At 25.9% G+C, this 19978-nt stretch carries 17 protein-coding genes; 10 read left to right on the forward strand and 7 right to left on the reverse strand.

All coding sequences use genetic code 11. The features are described 5' to 3' along the window. Positions 1-2 precede the first annotated feature (2 nt). From J7M77_RS05550 to J7M77_RS05570, 5 genes are all read left to right on the forward strand, one after another. Positions 3-1250 carry a polysaccharide pyruvyl transferase family protein gene (locus tag J7M77_RS05550; protein ID WP_296876841.1) on the forward strand — a complete coding sequence of 416 codons (1248 nt, stop codon included), beginning with the start codon at positions 3-5 and terminating at the stop codon, positions 1248-1250. A 144-nt stretch (positions 1251-1394) separates the two neighbouring features. After that, a complete protein-coding gene (locus tag J7M77_RS05555) occupies positions 1395-1613 on the forward strand; it encodes a hypothetical protein (protein ID WP_296876842.1) in 219 nt (72 codons plus the stop codon). A 130-nt stretch (positions 1614-1743) separates the two neighbouring features. Further along, positions 1744-2136, forward strand: a complete 393-nt coding sequence (locus J7M77_RS05560; RefSeq protein WP_296876843.1) for a hypothetical protein — start codon at positions 1744-1746, stop codon at positions 2134-2136. A gap of 213 nt (positions 2137-2349) precedes the next feature. Then, positions 2350-7497, forward strand: a complete 5148-nt coding sequence (locus tag J7M77_RS05565; protein WP_296876844.1) for a septation protein SpoVG family protein — start codon at positions 2350-2352, stop codon at positions 7495-7497. A gap of 4 nt (positions 7498-7501) precedes the next feature. After that, positions 7502-8557, forward strand: coding sequence for an AbiH family protein (locus J7M77_RS05570; RefSeq protein WP_296876845.1), 1056 nt, complete (start codon positions 7502-7504; stop codon positions 8555-8557). Between the two features lie 486 nt (positions 8558-9043). Here the strand turns inward: J7M77_RS05570 and J7M77_RS05575 are convergent, their stop codons facing one another. Beyond that, entirely contained in the window at positions 9044-10486 is a 1443-nt protein-coding gene (locus J7M77_RS05575) for an MBL fold metallo-hydrolase (protein ID WP_296876846.1), read from the reverse strand. A 257-nt stretch (positions 10487-10743) separates the two neighbouring features. Here J7M77_RS05575 and J7M77_RS05580 point away from each other — a divergent pair, with 257 nt between their 5' ends. Beyond that, entirely contained in the window at positions 10744-11235 is a 492-nt protein-coding gene (locus J7M77_RS05580; RefSeq protein WP_296876847.1) for an NUDIX domain-containing protein, read from the forward strand. Between the two features lie 10 nt (positions 11236-11245). Here the strand turns inward: J7M77_RS05580 and J7M77_RS05585 are convergent, their stop codons facing one another. After that, positions 11246-11770, reverse strand: a complete 525-nt coding sequence (locus J7M77_RS05585; protein ID WP_296876848.1) for a biotin transporter BioY — start codon at positions 11768-11770, stop codon at positions 11246-11248. A gap of 122 nt (positions 11771-11892) precedes the next feature. On the opposite strand from J7M77_RS05585, the gene J7M77_RS05590 reads away from it, so the two are divergent. Together J7M77_RS05590 and J7M77_RS05595 are read left to right on the forward strand one after the other, a co-directional pair. After that, complete coding sequence (locus J7M77_RS05590; protein WP_296876849.1) at positions 11893-12306, forward strand: heme-binding protein; 414 nt, start codon at positions 11893-11895, stop codon at positions 12304-12306. Positions 12307-12356: 50 nt separating this feature from the next. Beyond that, positions 12357-13388, forward strand: a complete 1032-nt coding sequence (locus J7M77_RS05595) for a Gfo/Idh/MocA family oxidoreductase (RefSeq protein WP_296876850.1) — start codon at positions 12357-12359, stop codon at positions 13386-13388. 238 nt (positions 13389-13626) lie between these two features. Here J7M77_RS05595 and J7M77_RS05600 read toward each other — a convergent pair whose 3' ends face one another. The 4 genes from J7M77_RS05600 to J7M77_RS05615 form a co-directional block, all read right to left on the reverse strand. Then, entirely contained in the window at positions 13627-14013 is a 387-nt protein-coding gene (locus J7M77_RS05600) for a hypothetical protein (RefSeq protein ID WP_296876851.1), read from the reverse strand. 13 nt (positions 14014-14026) lie between these two features. Next, the gene (locus J7M77_RS05605) at positions 14027-14587 is read right to left on the reverse strand and encodes a hypothetical protein (protein ID WP_296876852.1); all 561 of its coding nucleotides are present in this window, start codon (positions 14585-14587) and stop codon (positions 14027-14029) included. Beyond that, positions 14577-15017, reverse strand: coding sequence for a hypothetical protein (locus tag J7M77_RS05610; protein WP_296876853.1), 441 nt, complete (start codon positions 15015-15017; stop codon positions 14577-14579). Before J7M77_RS05610 ends, J7M77_RS05605 begins: the two co-directional genes overlap by 11 nt. An 882-nt stretch (positions 15018-15899) precedes the next feature. Further along, positions 15900-17180, reverse strand: a complete 1281-nt coding sequence (locus J7M77_RS05615) for a patatin-like phospholipase family protein (RefSeq protein WP_296876854.1) — start codon at positions 17178-17180, stop codon at positions 15900-15902. A 197-nt stretch (positions 17181-17377) separates the two neighbouring features. Here J7M77_RS05615 and J7M77_RS05620 point away from each other — a divergent pair, with 197 nt between their 5' ends. Continuing rightward, complete coding sequence (locus J7M77_RS05620) at positions 17378-18646, forward strand: ATP/GTP-binding protein (protein WP_296876855.1); 1269 nt, start codon at positions 17378-17380, stop codon at positions 18644-18646. Between the two features lie 3 nt (positions 18647-18649). Further along, positions 18650-19297 carry an RloB family protein gene (locus tag J7M77_RS05625; RefSeq protein ID WP_296876856.1) on the forward strand — a complete coding sequence of 216 codons (648 nt, stop codon included), beginning with the start codon at positions 18650-18652 and terminating at the stop codon, positions 19295-19297. Positions 19298-19360: 63 nt separating this feature from the next. Here J7M77_RS05625 and J7M77_RS05630 read toward each other — a convergent pair whose 3' ends face one another. Beyond that, positions 19361-19954 (reverse strand): S24 family peptidase, encoded by a 594-nt coding sequence (locus J7M77_RS05630; RefSeq protein ID WP_296876857.1) that lies wholly within the window; start codon positions 19952-19954, stop codon positions 19361-19363. Positions 19955-19978: the final 24 nt, after the last annotated feature.

Below are 19978 nucleotides of genomic sequence, written 5' to 3' on the forward strand. Positions count from 1 at the left end.
CAGTGTGTATAGGATATATAGGTCCTTTTGGAGATTCGAATTTTGGAGATTATGCAATGCTTATTAATAATGTATTGGATATAAATACAGGAGAAAAAAATTTAATTTTTACATATGATAGTATAAATACAGAAGAGATATGTAATTATTATTTGAAAGATTACGATATTGAATATTTACAAATAGATATAGAAAAACCTGAGATTCAATATAGCAAGGAATATACTGTAGAATTCAATGATTATCCATTTATACCTTTAGAAATGTATAAAAAAATAATCAATAGAGATGAGATATTTAAAAAAATAAAAGAAATAGATAAACTAATTGTTATAGGTGGAGGATATTTTAATCATTTATGGAATGCTAAACATCGTCAAAATAAGTTGCTGTCAATTATGAGTATTATCCTGAAGGCAAACGAATTAGGAAAACAAATTTATTTTTTAGGCAATACATACGGCCCATTTTTAAAAAGTGAAGAAATGTTCAGATTATTTTTTTCATCACTGGATTTAGCAAAATTTGCAACCCGTGACAATGTTTATTCACCTATATGGTTTAAAACAGTTTGTGATAAAAGACTAGATTTATTGCCAGATGATTTATATTTTTTGAATGATGTATTAAAAAACAGATCAGAAAGAATAATTGAAAAAAAATATATTATTCTTGAAGTATATTATTCAATGCAAGAATTAGAAGAAAATGTACAGTATTATAAAGAATTTGTTGACAAAATAAAGAGTAAATATGGTTTGGAAGTAATATTTTTACCTTTTGATGTTAAATATGGCGGAGAATACCAGGGTAAATATTTATCATCCAAAATTAGGAACTTAAGATATTTTCATATTCAAAATGGAAGATTTTTAAAAATTGAAGATACGTTGAATCTTGTAAAAAATGCTGAATTTGTTATCTGTAATAGATATCATTTATTTGTATTTTCAATTGCAAACAATATACCGGTAATCCAGATATTGAAAGATGTTTTAGGAAATAAGTCATACTACTATACAAAATCAAAGGGCGTACTGGATCAGGTATTTAAAAATCACTGCTATGATGAATCACTTTTCCTAGCAGTTAATGTGGATGAATGTTTTGATAAAGTTATAAATAATTTAAAAGGAATTATTGAACAACAGTCTAGATTGTTCAATAATCCAATAAAACAATTTAATGAAAATATAATGTTAAATAATAGAAAAAAATTTTTATATAATATTATAGTAACAAGTAATTAAACTATTTTTTGGTGTTTAAATATAATTATATTTGCTTTTTAAATCTAATTCAAAACCTGTTTAATAGATATATTAAGTGATAGAAAAGATTATTATATACTGGAAATGAATATTAGGTTTGGTGGAGGATATCCTTTTAGTCATATGGTAGATGTTAATCGAGCAATGTCAATAATTAAATGGTTAGTAAATGAAGATGTAAAAGATAATTTATTAAAGGCAAAAATTGGAGTAAGAGGACATAGAACAGTAAAGCTATTATGTAAATATCTAAAAAAACATCATAATTATTATCTTGTTTTAGTTTCCTCTTCTATTCAGGCTGGTAGAGAAAATGATTATGGAAAATCTAAGAAAATATGAGAAAAGTATTTGTCAAATTTTGGTCAGGATCACGAGAATCCTGTTTTTTTATTTACCGTTTTTGCAAATTTATTTGGAAAAATAATGCAAACTAAATTACAACAGTGTTGTAGCAACATGGTGCTATAATATGACTCACGATCTTGATATTCAGATCGATAATCCTAATGCAATAGTTCCTTTATGCTATATAGATGATGTTGTTGATGAAATTATGCATACTGTTACTGGACAGACTCCTATTAAGAAAGACGGTTATTATACAGTTGAGCCAGTTTATGAAGTCAGTTTAAAGAAATTAAGTGAAATTATCTATTCATTTAAAGAACAGACAAAGACATTAATTATGCCTGAAATACCAAATAATTCATTAGAAAAGAAACTGTACAGTACATATCTTTCATATTTGCCAAAGGGAGAAGTCTCAATTTCATTAAGAATGAATGTAGATAATCGCGGGAGTTTTATTGAATTATTGAAAACAGAAAAATATGGACAGTTTTCTGTGAATATATCAAAATAAGATGAGGGGTATTATTTATGATTAATTGTTCTTGAAAATGTGATTAATTATACCTAAAAAATTGATTATTTTCTAAGTTAATATTATAATGTGTATAGAAAAAAGAAGTTAGTTAATGAACTGCAAAAATTTAATTAAAAATGGTAAGATATTATATAGACAATTATGTTGATATTTGGTGCAAATAGCTTATGAGGGGAGTTGAAGGGATATATGCTAATAACAGAAATAAAAGTAACAATAATTAATAAAAATAATTACAAAGCTTTAGTGGATATTAATTTGAATAATGTTGTATGTGTTAAAGCAATAAAGATATTTGAGTATAATGGTCAATATCAATTATCGATACCTAGTACGAAAATCAATAACAAAGACATAAGTTTAGTACTTCCAATTAATAAAAAATCACGTAAACAATTAGAAAAATTATTGTTTCAGGCCTATCATATATCTGAAAAAGATACTCAAAATACAAGTATATTTGTTCTTGAAAATCGTTTTAGAAGATTAGATTTTTTTGATCAAGAAATTCAGCATTTTAATATGCTAAAAGAATTTACTGATCTTGATGATAAAAAATATATCATACCTTTTAATTCAATTGATGTGAGCATTAATAAATATGATAATAACTATTGTTTAGCATTTGTAAGAATTATATTAGATGATATTATGGCTATTGATTTTTTAAAAATTAAAAAAACTAAAAATAATTTAATGAGAGTTGCTTTCCCAGTAAAGAAAATAGGGGCAAAGTATAAAAATGATATATTTCCTATAAATTCAAAAGCTAGACAATATTTAGAAAATGTTATTTTTTATGCTTATAATACTATGATTGAAAACAATGATTCAAAAATAAAATATAGTACACAAAGAATAACTTCAAACAATTACTTGATTAATGATATTGGCCAATCCCAAATAATTGAAAATATATATGAATTATTAAAAAATGCATCTATTTATGGATTGATACCAATAGATGAAGTAGAAAATATATTAGAACTAAATCAAATTGATTGGAGAAATATATTTAATATATATAGATTAGAAGAATTGGTTGAGATATTAGACTTTATGACTATAAAAGATTTTAAAATAAATTCAGATCAAAATTACAAATATGTTATATTATCATTAAAAAATCAGGACAATCAGAATAATGAATTGCAATATCCTTTCTTACCAATTGGAAAATATTATTATGATACTAATGAAGAGTTATATGAATCAGCGTGGGAAAATATTCAATCAGCATATCAAAGTAAAGAGGCAATAATTTGTGTTGTCTTTGAATATAATAAAGTTGATGAATGTTTATTACTTTTTTATCATGGTATCCTTGGATATTTACCTAGAGATTATTTAACAAATAATCAATTTCTAGATATACAATACTTTATAGGAAATACTATCAAATGCTATGTTACTGATATTAACAAAGAAAAAAATGTATTTTATGCTGATAGACTTAAGATTGAAAGAGATGCTAGACAATTTATTAAAGATAATAATCCCGATGTTGAATGTATGGGTGTTGTACGAAAAATTGGTAGTGATAAAAGTTATGCTTTAGTAGATATTATGGAAGGGAATCATGCATTTCTAGGTTTTGATCAAATATCTTTTTTACCTAGAACTGGATTCAATATAGATGATGTCCTACGAAAAGATCAAATAATTAATGGCTATGTAACGATTCAACATAATAACAATAATTCTATTCTATTTTTTATGAGAATCAAAAATTATATATTAGATTTTCAAAAAATGAGTAGTGAATTAAAAAAAGGTCAAATAATATCAGGTTTATTAAGACAAGATATTTTAGAAGAAGATATTTATTATTTAAGGTTTAATAATTATTTTTGCGTGAAAATTCAATATGAATATCTTGTTAATAAAGATGATGTTTTTGATGTGGAAATTACAAGTATTGATCATGAAAATGAAGAAATTCATGGTAAGGTTATTAATAAAGAAAATAATGAAAATCTAAAAAAGATATTAAAACCATCAATTCCTGAAAATAAATTAGGATCATTATTTGAAAAATCTATCAATGCTGTAGTGAGTCCATATGCTTATAGAGCTAATGAAACTTACATAATAAAAGAAATGGAATTTAAAATTAAAACCAGATATTCGTATGGTGTTATTGAAAATTTAATAAAGGAAAAAATAATAACGAAAGAGCATTTAATCATTTTACAAATCATTAATGACTTACATTATACAACTACTAAACATTTAAGATCATTTAACTATACTTCTGAACAATATCTACATTTAAATTCTGATAAATTTTTCAACAGGATTAATTCATTAAAAAAACGTCAATTAATTGAAATATATAACTTTAAAAGTTCAGGGGACACACCTGCCTATTATAATTTTTACAAAATATCAGGATTAGGAAAAAAAGTAATAAAAAATATATATAAAAAAACAACACCAGGCAATTCTTATTTAATTGATATATTAAAAGCAGAGAGAATAAAAGGTATTTTAGCAGCTAATCAATTCTTTGTCTCTTGTAAAGAACGGATTAGTTCTCATATCAATTATCATGTCCAATGTAAACTAAGAATATTAGGGACACAAATAAAACCCACATCAATTATTGAATTTGAAAAATCAATCATGATTATTGAATCAATTAGAAATTGTGATGATGAAAAAGAGCGAATATTAGAGAAATGTGAAAGATATGATACTTTATTTAATCAATATAAAATGGGAACGCTAATATATAAAAATCAAGATTTTTTAAAGAAAAAAATGTATTATGTTTTTATAGGCGAGGATTTTGAACATACGAAAGATATTTCTCATTTTATAAAAGATTTTTCTTTTTCAAAAGAAGTTTTTTATACATATGACCTTCTTATCTTTATGCAAAGTCCAGAATTTGCTTTATATAGATTTGTAGATAATGAAAGTGATGCTGTTCATTATTATAGCATAGCAGATTTAGTAAAGGAAAATACCGAGTGTTTTACATCAACACCAATATATCATAACCAACTCATTTATGAAAATTATACATTTAATTCATTTCCGAAAATGTATTTAAAACTGTTATTGACTAGATATAATGAAGAAAAAATAAAATTTATTAATATGGATAGCAATGATAGTCAACAATATATTCAACTGATCAATGATCATGAATTTCAAACTTATTTTGAATTAACAGAGTTAAGTCAACAAAAAAATAAATATGAAATGCTTTGGGAACCTAGAGTTTTCTTGTTAGGAAATGGTGGTTCTGGAAAAACGAACTTTGCAAATGTCATGGCAGGATTGTCTTTTAATATTAATGAGTCAAAAACGATAGGTGTTACAATAAAAAATGACTTATGGAAAGATTTGCCATGGCTTGAAAAAGATGGATATAAAATAGATTATATAAGTGTTTGGGACTTTGCCGGACAGGAAATGGATCAAATTATAAGTAACTATTTAATTCAATCAGCGTGTTTGTGTATTATTGTTTTAGATTCACGGCATGAAGATTATCCAGATCATTGGTTAAAATATATTTCAACATACGCTCCTCATGCTAAGATAATGATTGTTTTAAATAAGATTGATGATGCAAATGTGATTAATGATAAAGATAAAAATCGGTATAGCAGATTAGATGTATCTTATTATTATAAAACATACAAGAATCTTGTTGGTATATATAATTTGTCGTGTAAGAATGTTAATCATCCTTTGAGTCAAATAACCCTTATCAAAAAAACATTGGTTGATACTATTCAATCAATAGAGCAGAAATATCTTAGAATATGGGATATTGGAATTAACGAATTTAAACTGTATCTTCAAAAGACGGAAAATGGGTACATTGATTTTAGTACTTTTGCTAAAAAATATAAAGAATATTTACCTGATAGTAAGTTTGAAGTTAAAGAAACATTAAAATTACTTGATGAAGCTGGTATATGTATTTATAGAAAAGAAATGGGGACAACAATTATTATAAAACCAGACTGGCTTGTTTGCGCATTAAATAGACTTTTAAAATTTGAAAATTATTCTTATTATAAATGGGAATTAACTTCTGAAGAAATATATTCAGCTATAGAAAATAATCAAGATGGTCTTTATCAGTATCAAACAGGCGAGAGTATGTATATTTTAGAAATTTTAGAGAAAATAAAAATTTGTATAAAAGATGAAGATGACCATTATATTTTCCCATGTTTTTTTGCATATTCAATAGAGGATGTGTCATATGAAACGTTTTATGATAAAGGAAATTGTTATGAATATTGTTTTGAATATACTAGTATACCTGTAGATTTATTTCCTTCACTACAAGTTGCTTTTTGGCAATATTACAAAGAATTAATAGCATTTGATGATAATAATGCCTATTTGCCTAATAAAAAACAATTATATTTTATATTAGAAAATCATAGAATGCTCATAAAAAAAGAAGAAAATTGTATTTATTTGGCTATTGAAATGAAAAATCAAAATTTGAATAAGTCAGAAACCGATACATTTAATTTTGCTAAGAGAAAAATTTTAGATTTGAATAAAAGATATTTTTCAAATTCGAAGCACATTAGTGAGTATGTTGTTATTCGTGGTAGAGAGCAAAATATGAATATGAAATTTATAAGGTATAAGTATTCAATAGAGAATTTAAGGAAGATATCTATTCGTGGTATTGATAGAAGATATTTTCCTGTTGTAGATGAGTTTTATGATACATCTGATCTTCTATTGAAAAGTTATACTTTAGATGAAATTAAAGCTATTTTATTAGAACAAATGTTAGTTATTTATGAGGATCAAAACAATTCTAATGATGAATTTGGTGATTCATTAAAGAAAGGAATGGCAGTTTATATACCGTATAATTCAAAATGGTATATAGTAACAACATTAAAATTGGATAGTACTAGTAAATATTATGCAGTTGATCATTTGGAAAGATCTATAGATTTGAAACTCTTATATAAAGAAAAAGTAACAATATTTGAACCAGTCAAAAAAAGGAAAATTGATATACCTTATCCTAAAATAAAAATTTCTCTTGGTGGAAATGTTAATAATAATAATTTCGTATTCTACTTTCAAAATGATAAAAATCAACCTTTTATAGAAGTGAAGTGTGAATTATCTAATGCCAGTAGAAAAGTTTTTATCTGTGATAATATTGAAAAATTGAAAAAAGAGGTAGTAGGATCAATTATTTTTGATATTGAAGCAAGACGAGGTATTGGCATTATAAGTAGGGTTATTAAACCTAATTTGTTCGAATACATAGATATAGATGAAGTATTTAAAACATTTGAAAAGTTAAATTTATCATCTAACGATAAAAGAGGTTAAATGTATGAATATTTTAATTATTGGTAATGGATTTGATATAGCACATAATCTACCAACAAAATATAGTGATTTTTTAAATTTTGTAAATGATTTTAAAAATAATTATTACAATATAAAAAATAATGGATATAGATCTGATATTTTTAAATTATTTACGGATAATATTTTAGATGAATTATATAATTTAATTAAAGATAATTTATGGTTTTCTTATTTTACTGAATTAAATGTTGATAAGGGATGGGTTGATTTTGAAAATGAAATTTCGCAATCTATCCAACTTATTGACAGTTTGAGGAAACAGACAAGACATAATGATTTATATGAAGAAGTTATATCATTAGAAAACTGGCAAATAAAGAAATTAGGTGACTTATTTTATTTTGATAATAATATTATTTTGAAAAAACAATACAATGAATTTAAAATAAGACTGTTATCTGATTTAAATAAACTAACAAGAGCACTAGAAATATATCTTTCTTTTTATGTTAATAATATAAAATGTGACAATAAATTAAATCAAATATTAGAATTAGATATAGATAAAGTATTAAGCTTTAATTATACTAATACTTTTGAAAGATTTTATGGTGATGAAAAAGTGGAATATGATTATATTCATGGAAAAGCATCTTGTGAAAGCAGTTTAGAAAGTTGCAATTTAGTTTTAGGTATAGATGAATATCTAAGTAGTTCACAACAGGATAGTGATAATGAGTTTATAGAGTTCAAAAAATTTTTTCAAAGAATATATAAGATGACAGGATGCGTATATATAGATTGGTTAGATCAGATAAATAGGACTAATGTTTTGTTTTATGATAAAGAAAATCTTAATGTCTATATTTATGGACACTCTTTAGATATTACTGATAAAGATATTATAAGCCAAATAATTAATTTTAGGAATGCAAAAATTACTATATTTTATCATGATAGAAAATCTTTAGGTAATCTTATCATGAATCTGGTTAAAATGATTGGAGAACACAATTTAATAAATAGGGTTCATGGGGATAATGCTTCAATTATTTTTAAATATATTACGAATAAATAGAAGATCTGTAAAGAATATATCTTTTCTACTAGATAAAGGAAATTGTTAATAATTAATCATCAATAAGCATTTTGGATTAGTATATACATTTTTCATGATCAATTAAATTAATTATTTTTAGGTAAAGATTTATTTAAAGAATTTCTCTATTTTTTTAATTGAAAATTAGATATAAGATTTTATCTAAATAGTAAAGGTAATTTATTTTTAATGTAATATAAAGAATTATCGGTTAAAGGTTATTATAATGACTATTGCAATGCTAAAAATATAGGTTATAAAATAAGTATAAGAGCTTAAATATCCATGATGTTACAATAATTTAAATAAAGTCAAAAATTGATTTTTTTACAATCATCTTTGTGTTTATGATATTAACTTTTTTAATATTTATATATTTATCTTTTTTGAAATTAACAAGCACCACCTCAATGTGAAAGTGGTGCTTGTTTTTTGCTTTTTAATAATATTAATTGATTTTTATAGTTAATAACATTTTTTACATGCATCAAAGCCACGATTTTGTGCTTCGGTTATTGATACAGCAGTTGGATTTTTCATGTTGCTGCAATTAGGATTTGAATGATATTTTTTACCATTTCCACTACTTGCAATATATACTCTAGTTTGGTTTTGTTGTTGCTGCTGTTGAGCTTGAGCTTGTCTTTGTGCCTCTTGTGCTTGTCTTTGAGCCTCTAATTCAGCCTGCCTTTGGGCTTCTTCAGCTTGACGTTTAGCTTCTTGTTCAGCAGCGATTTGAGCTTGTCTTTCAGCTTCTTCTTGTTGTTTTTTTATTTCATCACTAGGATCTCTAGTAACTGGAGCTGATCCTTCTTTTGAAGTAGTATCAGTAAATTCATAACTGATTTTATCTTTATCAGTTGTAAAAATAATGTTACCTTTTTTATCAGTTCTAAATACTTTTGCATCACTATCATCTAGTCGATCCAAAACTTCTTTATTAGGATGTTCGTATTTATTATTTTTCCCACATTCAATAACTGCATATTTTAATGAGATAGAATCTAATAATTCTTCACTAGTTCCCGTTTTACTACCATGATGAGATACTTTTAAAATATCAATAGAATTTGGGATTTTATCTAAAATACTTTTTTCAACCTTTTCTGTTGCATCACCCATAAATAACATTTGATGATCACCAGAAGTTAAAAGGGCAACTAATGATAATTCATTTCCTTCACCGGTTGCTTGAGTATTGTAGAATTTAACGTTTGTATCACCATCAAGTTCAATTGCTGTATCTTCTAACGGAACAGCCGGTGTTAATCCTTTAGATGAAAGTGAATAGATAAAATCACGATATGTTTTACTATCTGATGATCCATTAGATACATATGATTGACCAATTTCAAAATTAGTAACTGCAGCATCAAGGCCACCACAATGATCAGCATCAGGATGCGTACTTACTAGATAATCAATTTTCCTAATTCCCAGATCATTTAAATAATTTACTATTCTTTGTTCATCATTATTATTTCCACCATCAATCAACATATTTTTATCTCTGCTTTGGATAAAAGTACAATCAGAATTTCCAGTATCAATAAAATGAATTTTAATATTTGAAGCTTTAGCTTCAGGCTCCACTTTTTCTTCTGTTTTTTTAGTAACAGTTTGCTTATCATCATAGTTCTTTTCTATATCAGTACGTGAACTAGTAGGTGAAAGTCCTACTGCTACAAAGAATAAAATCAAACATAAAATTATTTTATATCTTTTTTTCATCGTAAGATTCCTTTTATCTAAAATGGTATTAAAATGTGAGGTTATAATCAAACCAACAATCATTATCAAGATACCTGGTAATATATATACTGTAGTTATTGCTAATCCTGATAGTATTACTAAATATCCTAAAAAATTACGAATACCTCTTAATATCTTTTTCCCTTTTTCTCTCATTCTTTTCCCTCCAATCCCCATAATTATAACATATTATTTGAACTTTATGATACATTTGTGACTTTTCTAATTGTTTTAACATCATCATTGTAGCTTAATTTTTTATCGTTGTTGTATTTTTATTACACCTGTTTGTTTAAAGTTTTGCTTACAAAAAAGCCTTTTTATCCAAGTTGATGTTTAATATCATCAAAAAAATAACCATATTTAAATTTATTATTAATTATGTTACGATATAAATATTTGGAGGGAATAATATGTATTGTGAAAAATGTGGGCATGAATTGATTGAAAAGGAATGTGGAAATGATGGATTAGTGCCATATTGTCCTAATTGTAAAGAATTTAGATTTGTTAAGTTTAGCAGTGCGATTTCTGCTATTATTTTAAATCCAAATCGTGATAAGATTCTGTTGATCCAACAATATGGTAAAACTGATAATATTTTGATTGCTGGATATATAAATAAAGGTGAAAATGCTAAAGAAACATTGATTCGTGAAGTTAAAGAAGAAACAGGATTAGAAGTTGTTGATTATTTATATAATGATAATGAATATTTTAAACCAACCGATACGTTGATTCATAATTATTTAGCAATCGTAAAAAGTGAAGATTATCAGTTAACTAATGAAGTTGATTTAGCTAACTGGTATCCAATTAATGATGCGATTAAGGCAATCAAACCTAATTCATTAGCTAAATCATTTTTATTAAAAGCAGTAGAAAAATTTAATCTAAACAAATAAAGCGAACTGATTAGTTCGCAATTTTTTTATCCAATTTTTTGCTTAAAACAATGGCAACAATAATCTTTAAAGTATCACCTGGTAAAAACGGAATTACGCACATAGTTAAAGCTGGTAATAAAGATGTATTGGTAACATAAATAAACCAGATAGTACCAATACCATAACATACAACCGTTCCAGCAACCATTGCAATAACTTTAAATAAAAGCGAATTATTTTTAGTAATAATCAAACTAATTACTAAAGCCATAATTGGAAAACTATAAATATAACCACCACTTGGTCCTAATAAATTGGCAATACCACCATTAAAACCACTAAAAACAGGTAAACCAATAGCTCCCATTAAAACATAAACCAAAGTACTAATAAACGCTAGTTTAGGTTTTAATAAAGCTCCAATTAAATAAACCCCTAATGTCTGTAAAGTGATTGGAACCAAAGTTGGTAAAGCAATTTGAACTTGTGCTAAAATTGCAATAATACAAGCAAACAAAGCACAAAGCAACATATCTCTAACTTTTGTATTCAAAACTCAAAACCTCCTCGACCATTTTAACAAACCTCTAATAAACTTACAAGTTTTTTAAAAATAAACAATTATCTTTTCAAATAACTTAAATTATGCCAAAATAAATTTAGGTGGGTGATAATATGGATGAAAAATTAATAACTTTTAGTAAATTTAATAATGAAGATGCTTTAACTTTTGGTTTAAAAGTAATTGAAATCGCTAAACAAGAAAACTTAAAACCGCTTAGAATTCGTGTCATTAAAGATGATGATATTATTTTTCAATATCTAATGTCAGGTAAAACTGGTGTATTGTGGTTAGATCGTAAAGCTAATACCGTTATCAAAACTAAACATTCATCATTATTTGTTTTCAATCATCAAGAAAAGTTTAAAGAAATTTTAAATGACGAAAATTATGCTGTTTGTGGTGGTGGTTATCCGTTAATAATTGATGATCAATTTAGAGGTGTTTTTTGTATTTCAGGGTTAGAACATGATCAAGATCATAATTTGATTGTTAAAGTACTTAAAGAAATGCAAAAGGATATTTAAAAATAGCTTGATTATTATATAATAGTAGATAGAAAAAAGGAGGAACTTAAATGGCAAAGAAGCTAACTGTAGGATTTATTGGTAATGGTAAAAGTGCTAATCGTTATCATATTCCTTTCATTCAAACAAGAAAAGATAAAATAAACATTAAAAAGATATATACACGTAATCACGCTCATGATAAGTGGGATGAAATTCCTGGTGTAATCTATTGTGAAGATCTAAATGATTTATTAACTGATCAGGATATTGATGTAATTATTATCAGTACGCCTTCTACTTATCACTATGAATACGCTAAAATGGTTTTAAATGCTGGTAAAAACTGTGTTGTTGAAAAACCATTTGCTAGTACATATCAAGAAGCAAAAGAAATTTTTGATTTAGCTAAAGAAAAAGGTTTGATGGTACAATGTTATCAAAATCGACGCTTTGATAGTGATTTCTTAACAGTTCAAAAAGTAATTGAATCAGGTAAATTAGGAGATTTATTGGAACTAGAAATGCATTTTGATTACTACCGTCCATATATTCCTGAAAGCGCTAAAGAATTTAGTGTTATTAACTCTTATTTATATGGTCATGGCTGTCATACATTAGATCAAGTAATTAGTTATTTTGGAAAACCTGATCATGTCCACTATGATGTAAGACAATTATTAGGTGAAGGGAGAATGAACGATTATTTTGATTTAGATTTATATTATGGAAATTTAAAAGTATCAGTAAAATCTAGTTATTTTAGAGTAAAAGAACGTCCAAGTTTTATTGTTTATGGTAAAAAAGGAATGTTTATTAAAGAAAAGAAAGATAAACAGGAAGAACATTTAAAATTATTCTATTTACCTGAAGATCATGAAGACTTTGGTATCGATCTACCAAATGAATATGGAACGTTAATTTATTATGATGAAAATGGTAAATATCATGAAGAAAAAGTTGAATCTATAAAAGGTGACTATGGATATTATTACGACGCTTTATATGAAACTTTAATCAATCATCAAGATGTATTAGTAACACCTGAACAAACTTTATTACAAATCGAATTGCTTGAAAATGGAATTCAAGGATTAAAATGACAGCATAAAAAGCTGTCATTTTAATTACGAATTATCCTCAATAAAGTGCATTAAAAGATTATTATAAGCTTAATATAATAATTAGTAACTTAATTATACATCAATAAAAGACATTCTTTATAGACTTGGTTGTGAGATTAAAACAATTAATTTGTTTAAATACAAATTGGTATTAAATAATGGGACAATAATTTAGAAATGAAAAAACTGGTAAGAGTAATTTGAATCGTATGTGCATTTAATTATTTTCAAATTCTATATTAGGAATAGTTAAAGGTGGAAGGCCTGATAATTCAATAAATTTATTTGAAGATTCTAATAATTTTTTAAGAGCAATATCAGCACAATATTTTTCAAGAGAATTGGTTGAAATTTTTTCTTTGGGATCAATTTTTACATCAAGATACATTTCAGTAGACATGGTTAATTCGAAAGGTTCTTTTTCGCTACCAAAACAAAGATTTAATTGGATAATGATATCGCCTTTTTTAGCAAAAATTAAATTTTTTGGAATCATCGAGTTTCCAGTAATATTTAAGCTTATATTACTTTTATCAATATCCTCTAATTTGTTGATTTTAAAGTTGCATTCTTTTATTATATGTTTCTTTTGAATGTATTGCATATATGTCCTCCATTTAATGGCATTTAAATTTTAACTTATTAAAAATTATATTGTTTTTTGAAAATGAAACTGTTGTATTTAATGAGCTGGTAAATTGAATTATGGATTTTTGGTGAAAATACTGAATTGTTTTTGGTTCTAAATTTAATATAGTTTGTTTATAAGTTTTTTTTAAAGAATAATAATTAATTTCTTGCTCATATTCATTATCTTGACTATCCATATATTCTCCAGGAGTAGGTAATAAATGATTATCCATATTAGAAATATCTACTTTGTCTAAAAAATAATCATTACCATAATAATGAATAATAAATTTTTCATTTTCAAATTCTTCAAATGCTTTTCTAATAGTAATTTTGTTGCTCAACAAATCAATAATAATGTCACTTGAAGTTTTAGTTCCAATTAAAGTGATTTCTTTTGATAAAACTTGGCAGCATATTATTAAATAAAGATTATCTTGTGAGTCTGTACATGTAAAAAGAATAGGGTATTGTGCTTCAAATAAGATACAATCGATTGTTAATTTATCAAATTCATTTATTTTTTTTAAAATATCATTAATGTTCATTGTTTTTCACCTCTTTAAAATGTTCCCATGGTTTTGCTTTTGTAAAAAGCCACCAATCTACGTGAGAGCCTCTATATTTAATCCCTAAATGTTTTTTCCATATGCGTGTTTCTAAGGATGGCCCACATATCGGATGAGTTATTCCTTTTGCAATAACAAATGGAATACCATAGTCACTTGTCATAGCCATAAATCGTCTAACATCTTTATATTTAGTATATGTAGATAGTGAGTATTCTTGAGGATCATTTTTTCTCTCTTTTGATATAAGAAAGTTATGTTCTTCGTAAGAATTTAGGAATGATTCTCGATCAACTTTGCCACTTCGACATGCTCTATATACTTCTAATTCTTGAAATTCAGCCCATTCTGGGATCTTAAAATTTTGAAAATATGAAGGAAATTTTCTTTTTAATTTATTAATATCCATACATGATACTTGCCACTCAAAATATGATTAAATATACTTACATTGAAAGTTGAATTTCTTACTGATACTTCTTGCTGGTTTTGTCGTGTATACTTGGGCAGTTATAAATAACCCTTACTCGCAGCAGTAGTATAGTTTTGATGATAGATAGAATCTATTAGTAATTTTTAATATAATATTGTTTTCTTTTGAATTAATAAAATTTCTGCGATGCAACAGTCTTTTCGGGATGTCTGTTTTTCATAATATTCCTTTTACATTCAAATCTTTAATTGTAATATAAGACAGGTTGATTTTCACTATCTTGGTGATTATCTTATTGATGCAGGCAGTGTAAATATTATCTATCTTATAATGTATTTTTAACCATTAGCTTCTACTTTTGTATATTTGTTTTTGAGCAGACTCTCCTTTCTATAAATTTTTCTATTTGTGTGTTAAATTTCTATGATTTCTTTACTCATAAATGTTTCATCATTTACATGAAACTCCTTAGTAATTTTCTCATCTCCTTCCATTTATTTTTTATATTTGTAAAGTCGCAGAGTATACGCAAAAATAATAATATCTGTTGGTTGGAGTTTGGTTTGCTTTAAATATTTTTCTTTGTATAATAGGAACTTGATATAAATGGCTAATTATTTGGTAAAATCTTTTGATTAGTAATTTGGGATATTTAATGTACTTATATGTTTTAGCGCGTTTGATATAAAAATGTTTAATCACTTTTGATAGCATATTTGATTACTTAACAATTTTAATTAAGATGTTTATTATATATAAAACTATACTATATGTGTAAGTCTTTGTCTAGATAACTCGATTCTTGGTAATTTTAGAAATGAAAAAACATGAGTATAATTTAAAACTCATGTTTTTAAATTAATTACTAATTGTATATAAAAATAAAGCAATCAAATATTCAGGTAAAAAAATATTACTAATCAATCCTGGTTCAATTGATTCCTGGTTTTTAAGCGAATGATAGAAAACACAAATAGCATCTTTACTGCCTAATGTTTTTATGGTTGAAAAGATTTCTTTAATGGGAATATCACGAAAACGGTTTTCTAATAAATGATAACGATTTTGATATTCTTTTAAAAATGTTTTTAAAAGTTCTTTACATACTTGATCGATTTCATAGAGTAAATCACTTTGATAATTATAACGAGCCATTGTTATTTCTAAAGAACGAATAAAATAATCTTCAATTTCTAATGTATTTAAATAAGTATCTTTTTTCAATAAATCAGTTATTGGTGTAGTATTATAGCTTAAAGTTTTATTGACAATATTACGATTGATTTCATCTTCATAATTAAGAATTAAATGATATATTTTATTGATTCTATCTTGATTTAATTCTGTTTTTTTAAAATTATAAAGATAACCATCAAGCTGATTAAAAGTTTTTAAAGTATCATAGTAGCCTAGTTTAATTCGCCAATCTAATATTTCTCGGTTAAAATCCAAAAAACCACCTAAATCATGACTTGGACGAATAATGGTAATATTTGGTCGATTTAAAAAATGGGGATGAATTACTTCCTGCTTTAAATCAATTACAATAATTTTATCTGCTTTCATTTTTAAAGCTAAAGATATTGGTAAATTATCAAAATAACCACCATCAATATAGCCCTGTTTATTAATATAATGAACGGGAAAAGCAGGGAAACAGGAGGCTGATGCTAGTGCATATTCTACTAGTTTTGCTTCAGTCATTTCTTTTTTAGTTATCTCTATCGGTGCTAAATTAGGATATTTGACAGTTACGATTCCATAATCAATTTTACTATTTTTAGCTTTTTGATCATCATATAAATGATAGATCATATTTTTTAATGGGGTAATATCAGCACCTTTTTCATTTAAATAAGATTTAAAAAAGGGTTTGATTAAATTAGTTTGTGATAATAGTGATTCGATTGAAAAATCAAAGTTAACGGGATTTTTAAATACATCACTAACTTTCATCTGATCCCAAAGCTGGTATAATGCCTGGTAGTCTTGTTGGACCACTAATAAACCATTTAAAGCACCAATTGAAGTCCCAGTCACAATATCAAAATCATAATTCAAATCTTTTAATGCTTTAATGCATCCGGCCTGATATGCTCCTTTAGCACCTCCACCAGCTAAAACTAATGCTTGTTTCATTATTTTCACCTCAAAGTAATTATACGTTTCATTAAATAAAAAATCCATTAAATCTACTTTTGATAGCAAAACTTTTATAATTTAATAGTATTTTAATAAAATTTATTTAATAAAAATACTTTTAAATGAGAAAATATCTCAAATAGATGTTGAAAATTTCTTAAAATAACATATAATATGAATGAGGAGATGATTATATGTTGATTCAATTTAGTTTTAAAAATTTTAGATCTTTTAAAGATGATGCAACAATAGACTTATCAGCAACTAAAATTACTGAGTTTAATAATCGAGTTATCGAAATTGGAAATGAAAAATTATTACCAGTTGCTGCAATTTTTGGCGCTAATGCTAGTGGTAAATCAAACGTACAATTGGCATTTCGATATATGCGTGCTTATGTGATTAATTCTTTTGGATTCGGTGGCGATGCTAAAGAAAAAAAGAATAAAAGCAACTTTTTAAAACCAACACCATTTTTATTTGATAATAGCAGCAAAAATAGTGAATCAGTGTTTGAAGTTTATTTTATCGAGGATGAAAGTGATAAGTTTAAATCATATAATTACGGCTTTAGTATTGATGCTTTAGGAGTAAAGGAAGAATGGTTAAATACAAGAGCTAAAACGGCTCGGGGTGATTTTAAATCGTTATTTTATCGAAATAGAGATGAAAATGAGTTAGATTTAAGCGGATTGCCTAAAAAATCACAAGAGAATATTTTAACTGCATTAGAAAAAGAAACACTAGTTGTTTCGTTAGGGGCAAAATTAAAAGTGCAGGCTTTAAAAAAAATTAGGGATTGGTTTTTAAAACATGAAATAGCTAATTTTGGGGATCCTTTAGAAAATTTTGTATTATCTAGGTATATTCCCGATGGATTTGATGAAGATAAAAAAGTTAGACAAGCTGTTCTTAATTATTTTTCTTCTTTTGATGAATCGATTGTAGATTTTGAGGTCGAAAAAGTAAAAGATGAAGATGGTGATGAACACTTAAATGTAAAAGCACTTCATAAAGTTATTGGTTCTAATGAAATGGTGGCTTTACCACTAAAAGAAGAATCAGCAGGTACTTTAAAAATGTTATCACTTTATCCTAGTTTTCAAGAAGTTATGGAAACTGGTGGGGTTTTTTTTATTGATGAACTGAATTCACGTTTGCATCCATTATTAGTTCGTAATTTTTTAATTAGTTTTTTAGATCCAAAGATTAATAAAAATCATGCTCAAATTATTTTTACAACTCATGATTCATGGACATTAGCTAATAATTTATTAAGACGAGATGAAATATGGTTTACTGAAAAAGATCAGGATGGTATTTCATCACTTTATTCACTTGCCGATTTTAGTGATGAAGACGGTATGAAAATTAGGAAAGACGAAAATTATGAAAAAAACTATTTATTAGGGAAATATGGTGCTATTCCTGAGTTGAAAACAATAATTTTAAAGGAGAAATAATTAATGTCAAGAAACGAAAGAAAGGGAAGAAGAAAGCCACGGATGTATCGTGGTAAAATACGTACTCCTAAACTGGGATATTATTATATAGTAACGGATACTGATCAAACTGAAAAAAATTATTTAGAAGGGGTAAGAGATTCTATTCCTGAAAATTTAAAAGGAAAAATTGTTATTAAAGTATCTAAAACAAGAACAATTAATTTGGTAAAGACATGTAAAGAAGGTGCTTCTTTATTTCCACAATATAGTGAGCCTTGGATTGTCTTTGATCGTGATCAAGTCAAAAATTTTGATGGGATAATTAAAGAAGCTAAACAAAATGGAATACATGTAGGATGGTCTAATCCTTGTCTTGAAATTTGGTTATTTGCTTATTTTGGTAGTATGCCAAATATTCAAGATTCTATAACTTGTTGTAAAAGATTCGCTTTTGAATATGAAAGGAAAACAGGTCAGCGCTATGATAAAGCAGAAAGAAATTTATATAATAAGCTTTGTCATTATGGAAATGAAGGAAAGGCAATAAAAATTGCTAGAGAAAAAAGAAAACAATGTCTTGACGAAAAACTAACGGAACCTTCTAAGATGATTCCTTGCACTACTGTTGATATTTTAATTAATGAAATAAAAGCAAAAGTGACTAGCTAAATAGATGATAAGAAATAAAAAGGAAGGATGAGATTAATTTAAACAATAAATCCAAACTTCCTTTTAAAAATAAGTTTTCACAAAAATTACTTTACCAATAACCTTTACTGGTAAATCATTTACTTCTTGAAAAGAAAAATGTTTATTTTCCACTTTTTTGTTGTAGGCAATTAAAGTAACACCAGTATTATCTTGGAAATATTTTTTTACCGTAACTTCATCACCAATTTGGATAATTGCAACTTCATTATTTTTAACTTGATCACATTTTTTTACATATACCAAACTGCCATCAACGATGCCGATATCTTTCATTGAATCACCGGTAATTTGTAAAAAATAATCACCTAAAGAATATTCTTCTAAAGTTATGTTTTCTTGACCTAAATAATTATTATCTAAAAATAAATCATAACCACCTTTAGCCATTCCTAAGATTGGCTTTTTTAAAGTAATGGCAACGCCATTTAATAAAGCCCCAACATCATAACCTAAAACATCAGACATTTTATCAACTGTTTCTTGCTGCAAAGCTTTTACGGATCCATTTAACCAGCGGCCCACAGTAGTATGAGTTACTCCAAATTGTTTAGCGATTTGCTGATTGGTTAAATGATGTAAACTTTTGTATTCTTTAATAAATTGTTTTAGTTCCAATATTTTCACCTCACTTTGATTATA

The organism is Thomasclavelia sp. (genome assembly GCF_017889095.1).
GTDB lineage: Bacteria > Bacillota_I > Bacilli_A > Erysipelotrichales > Coprobacillaceae > Thomasclavelia.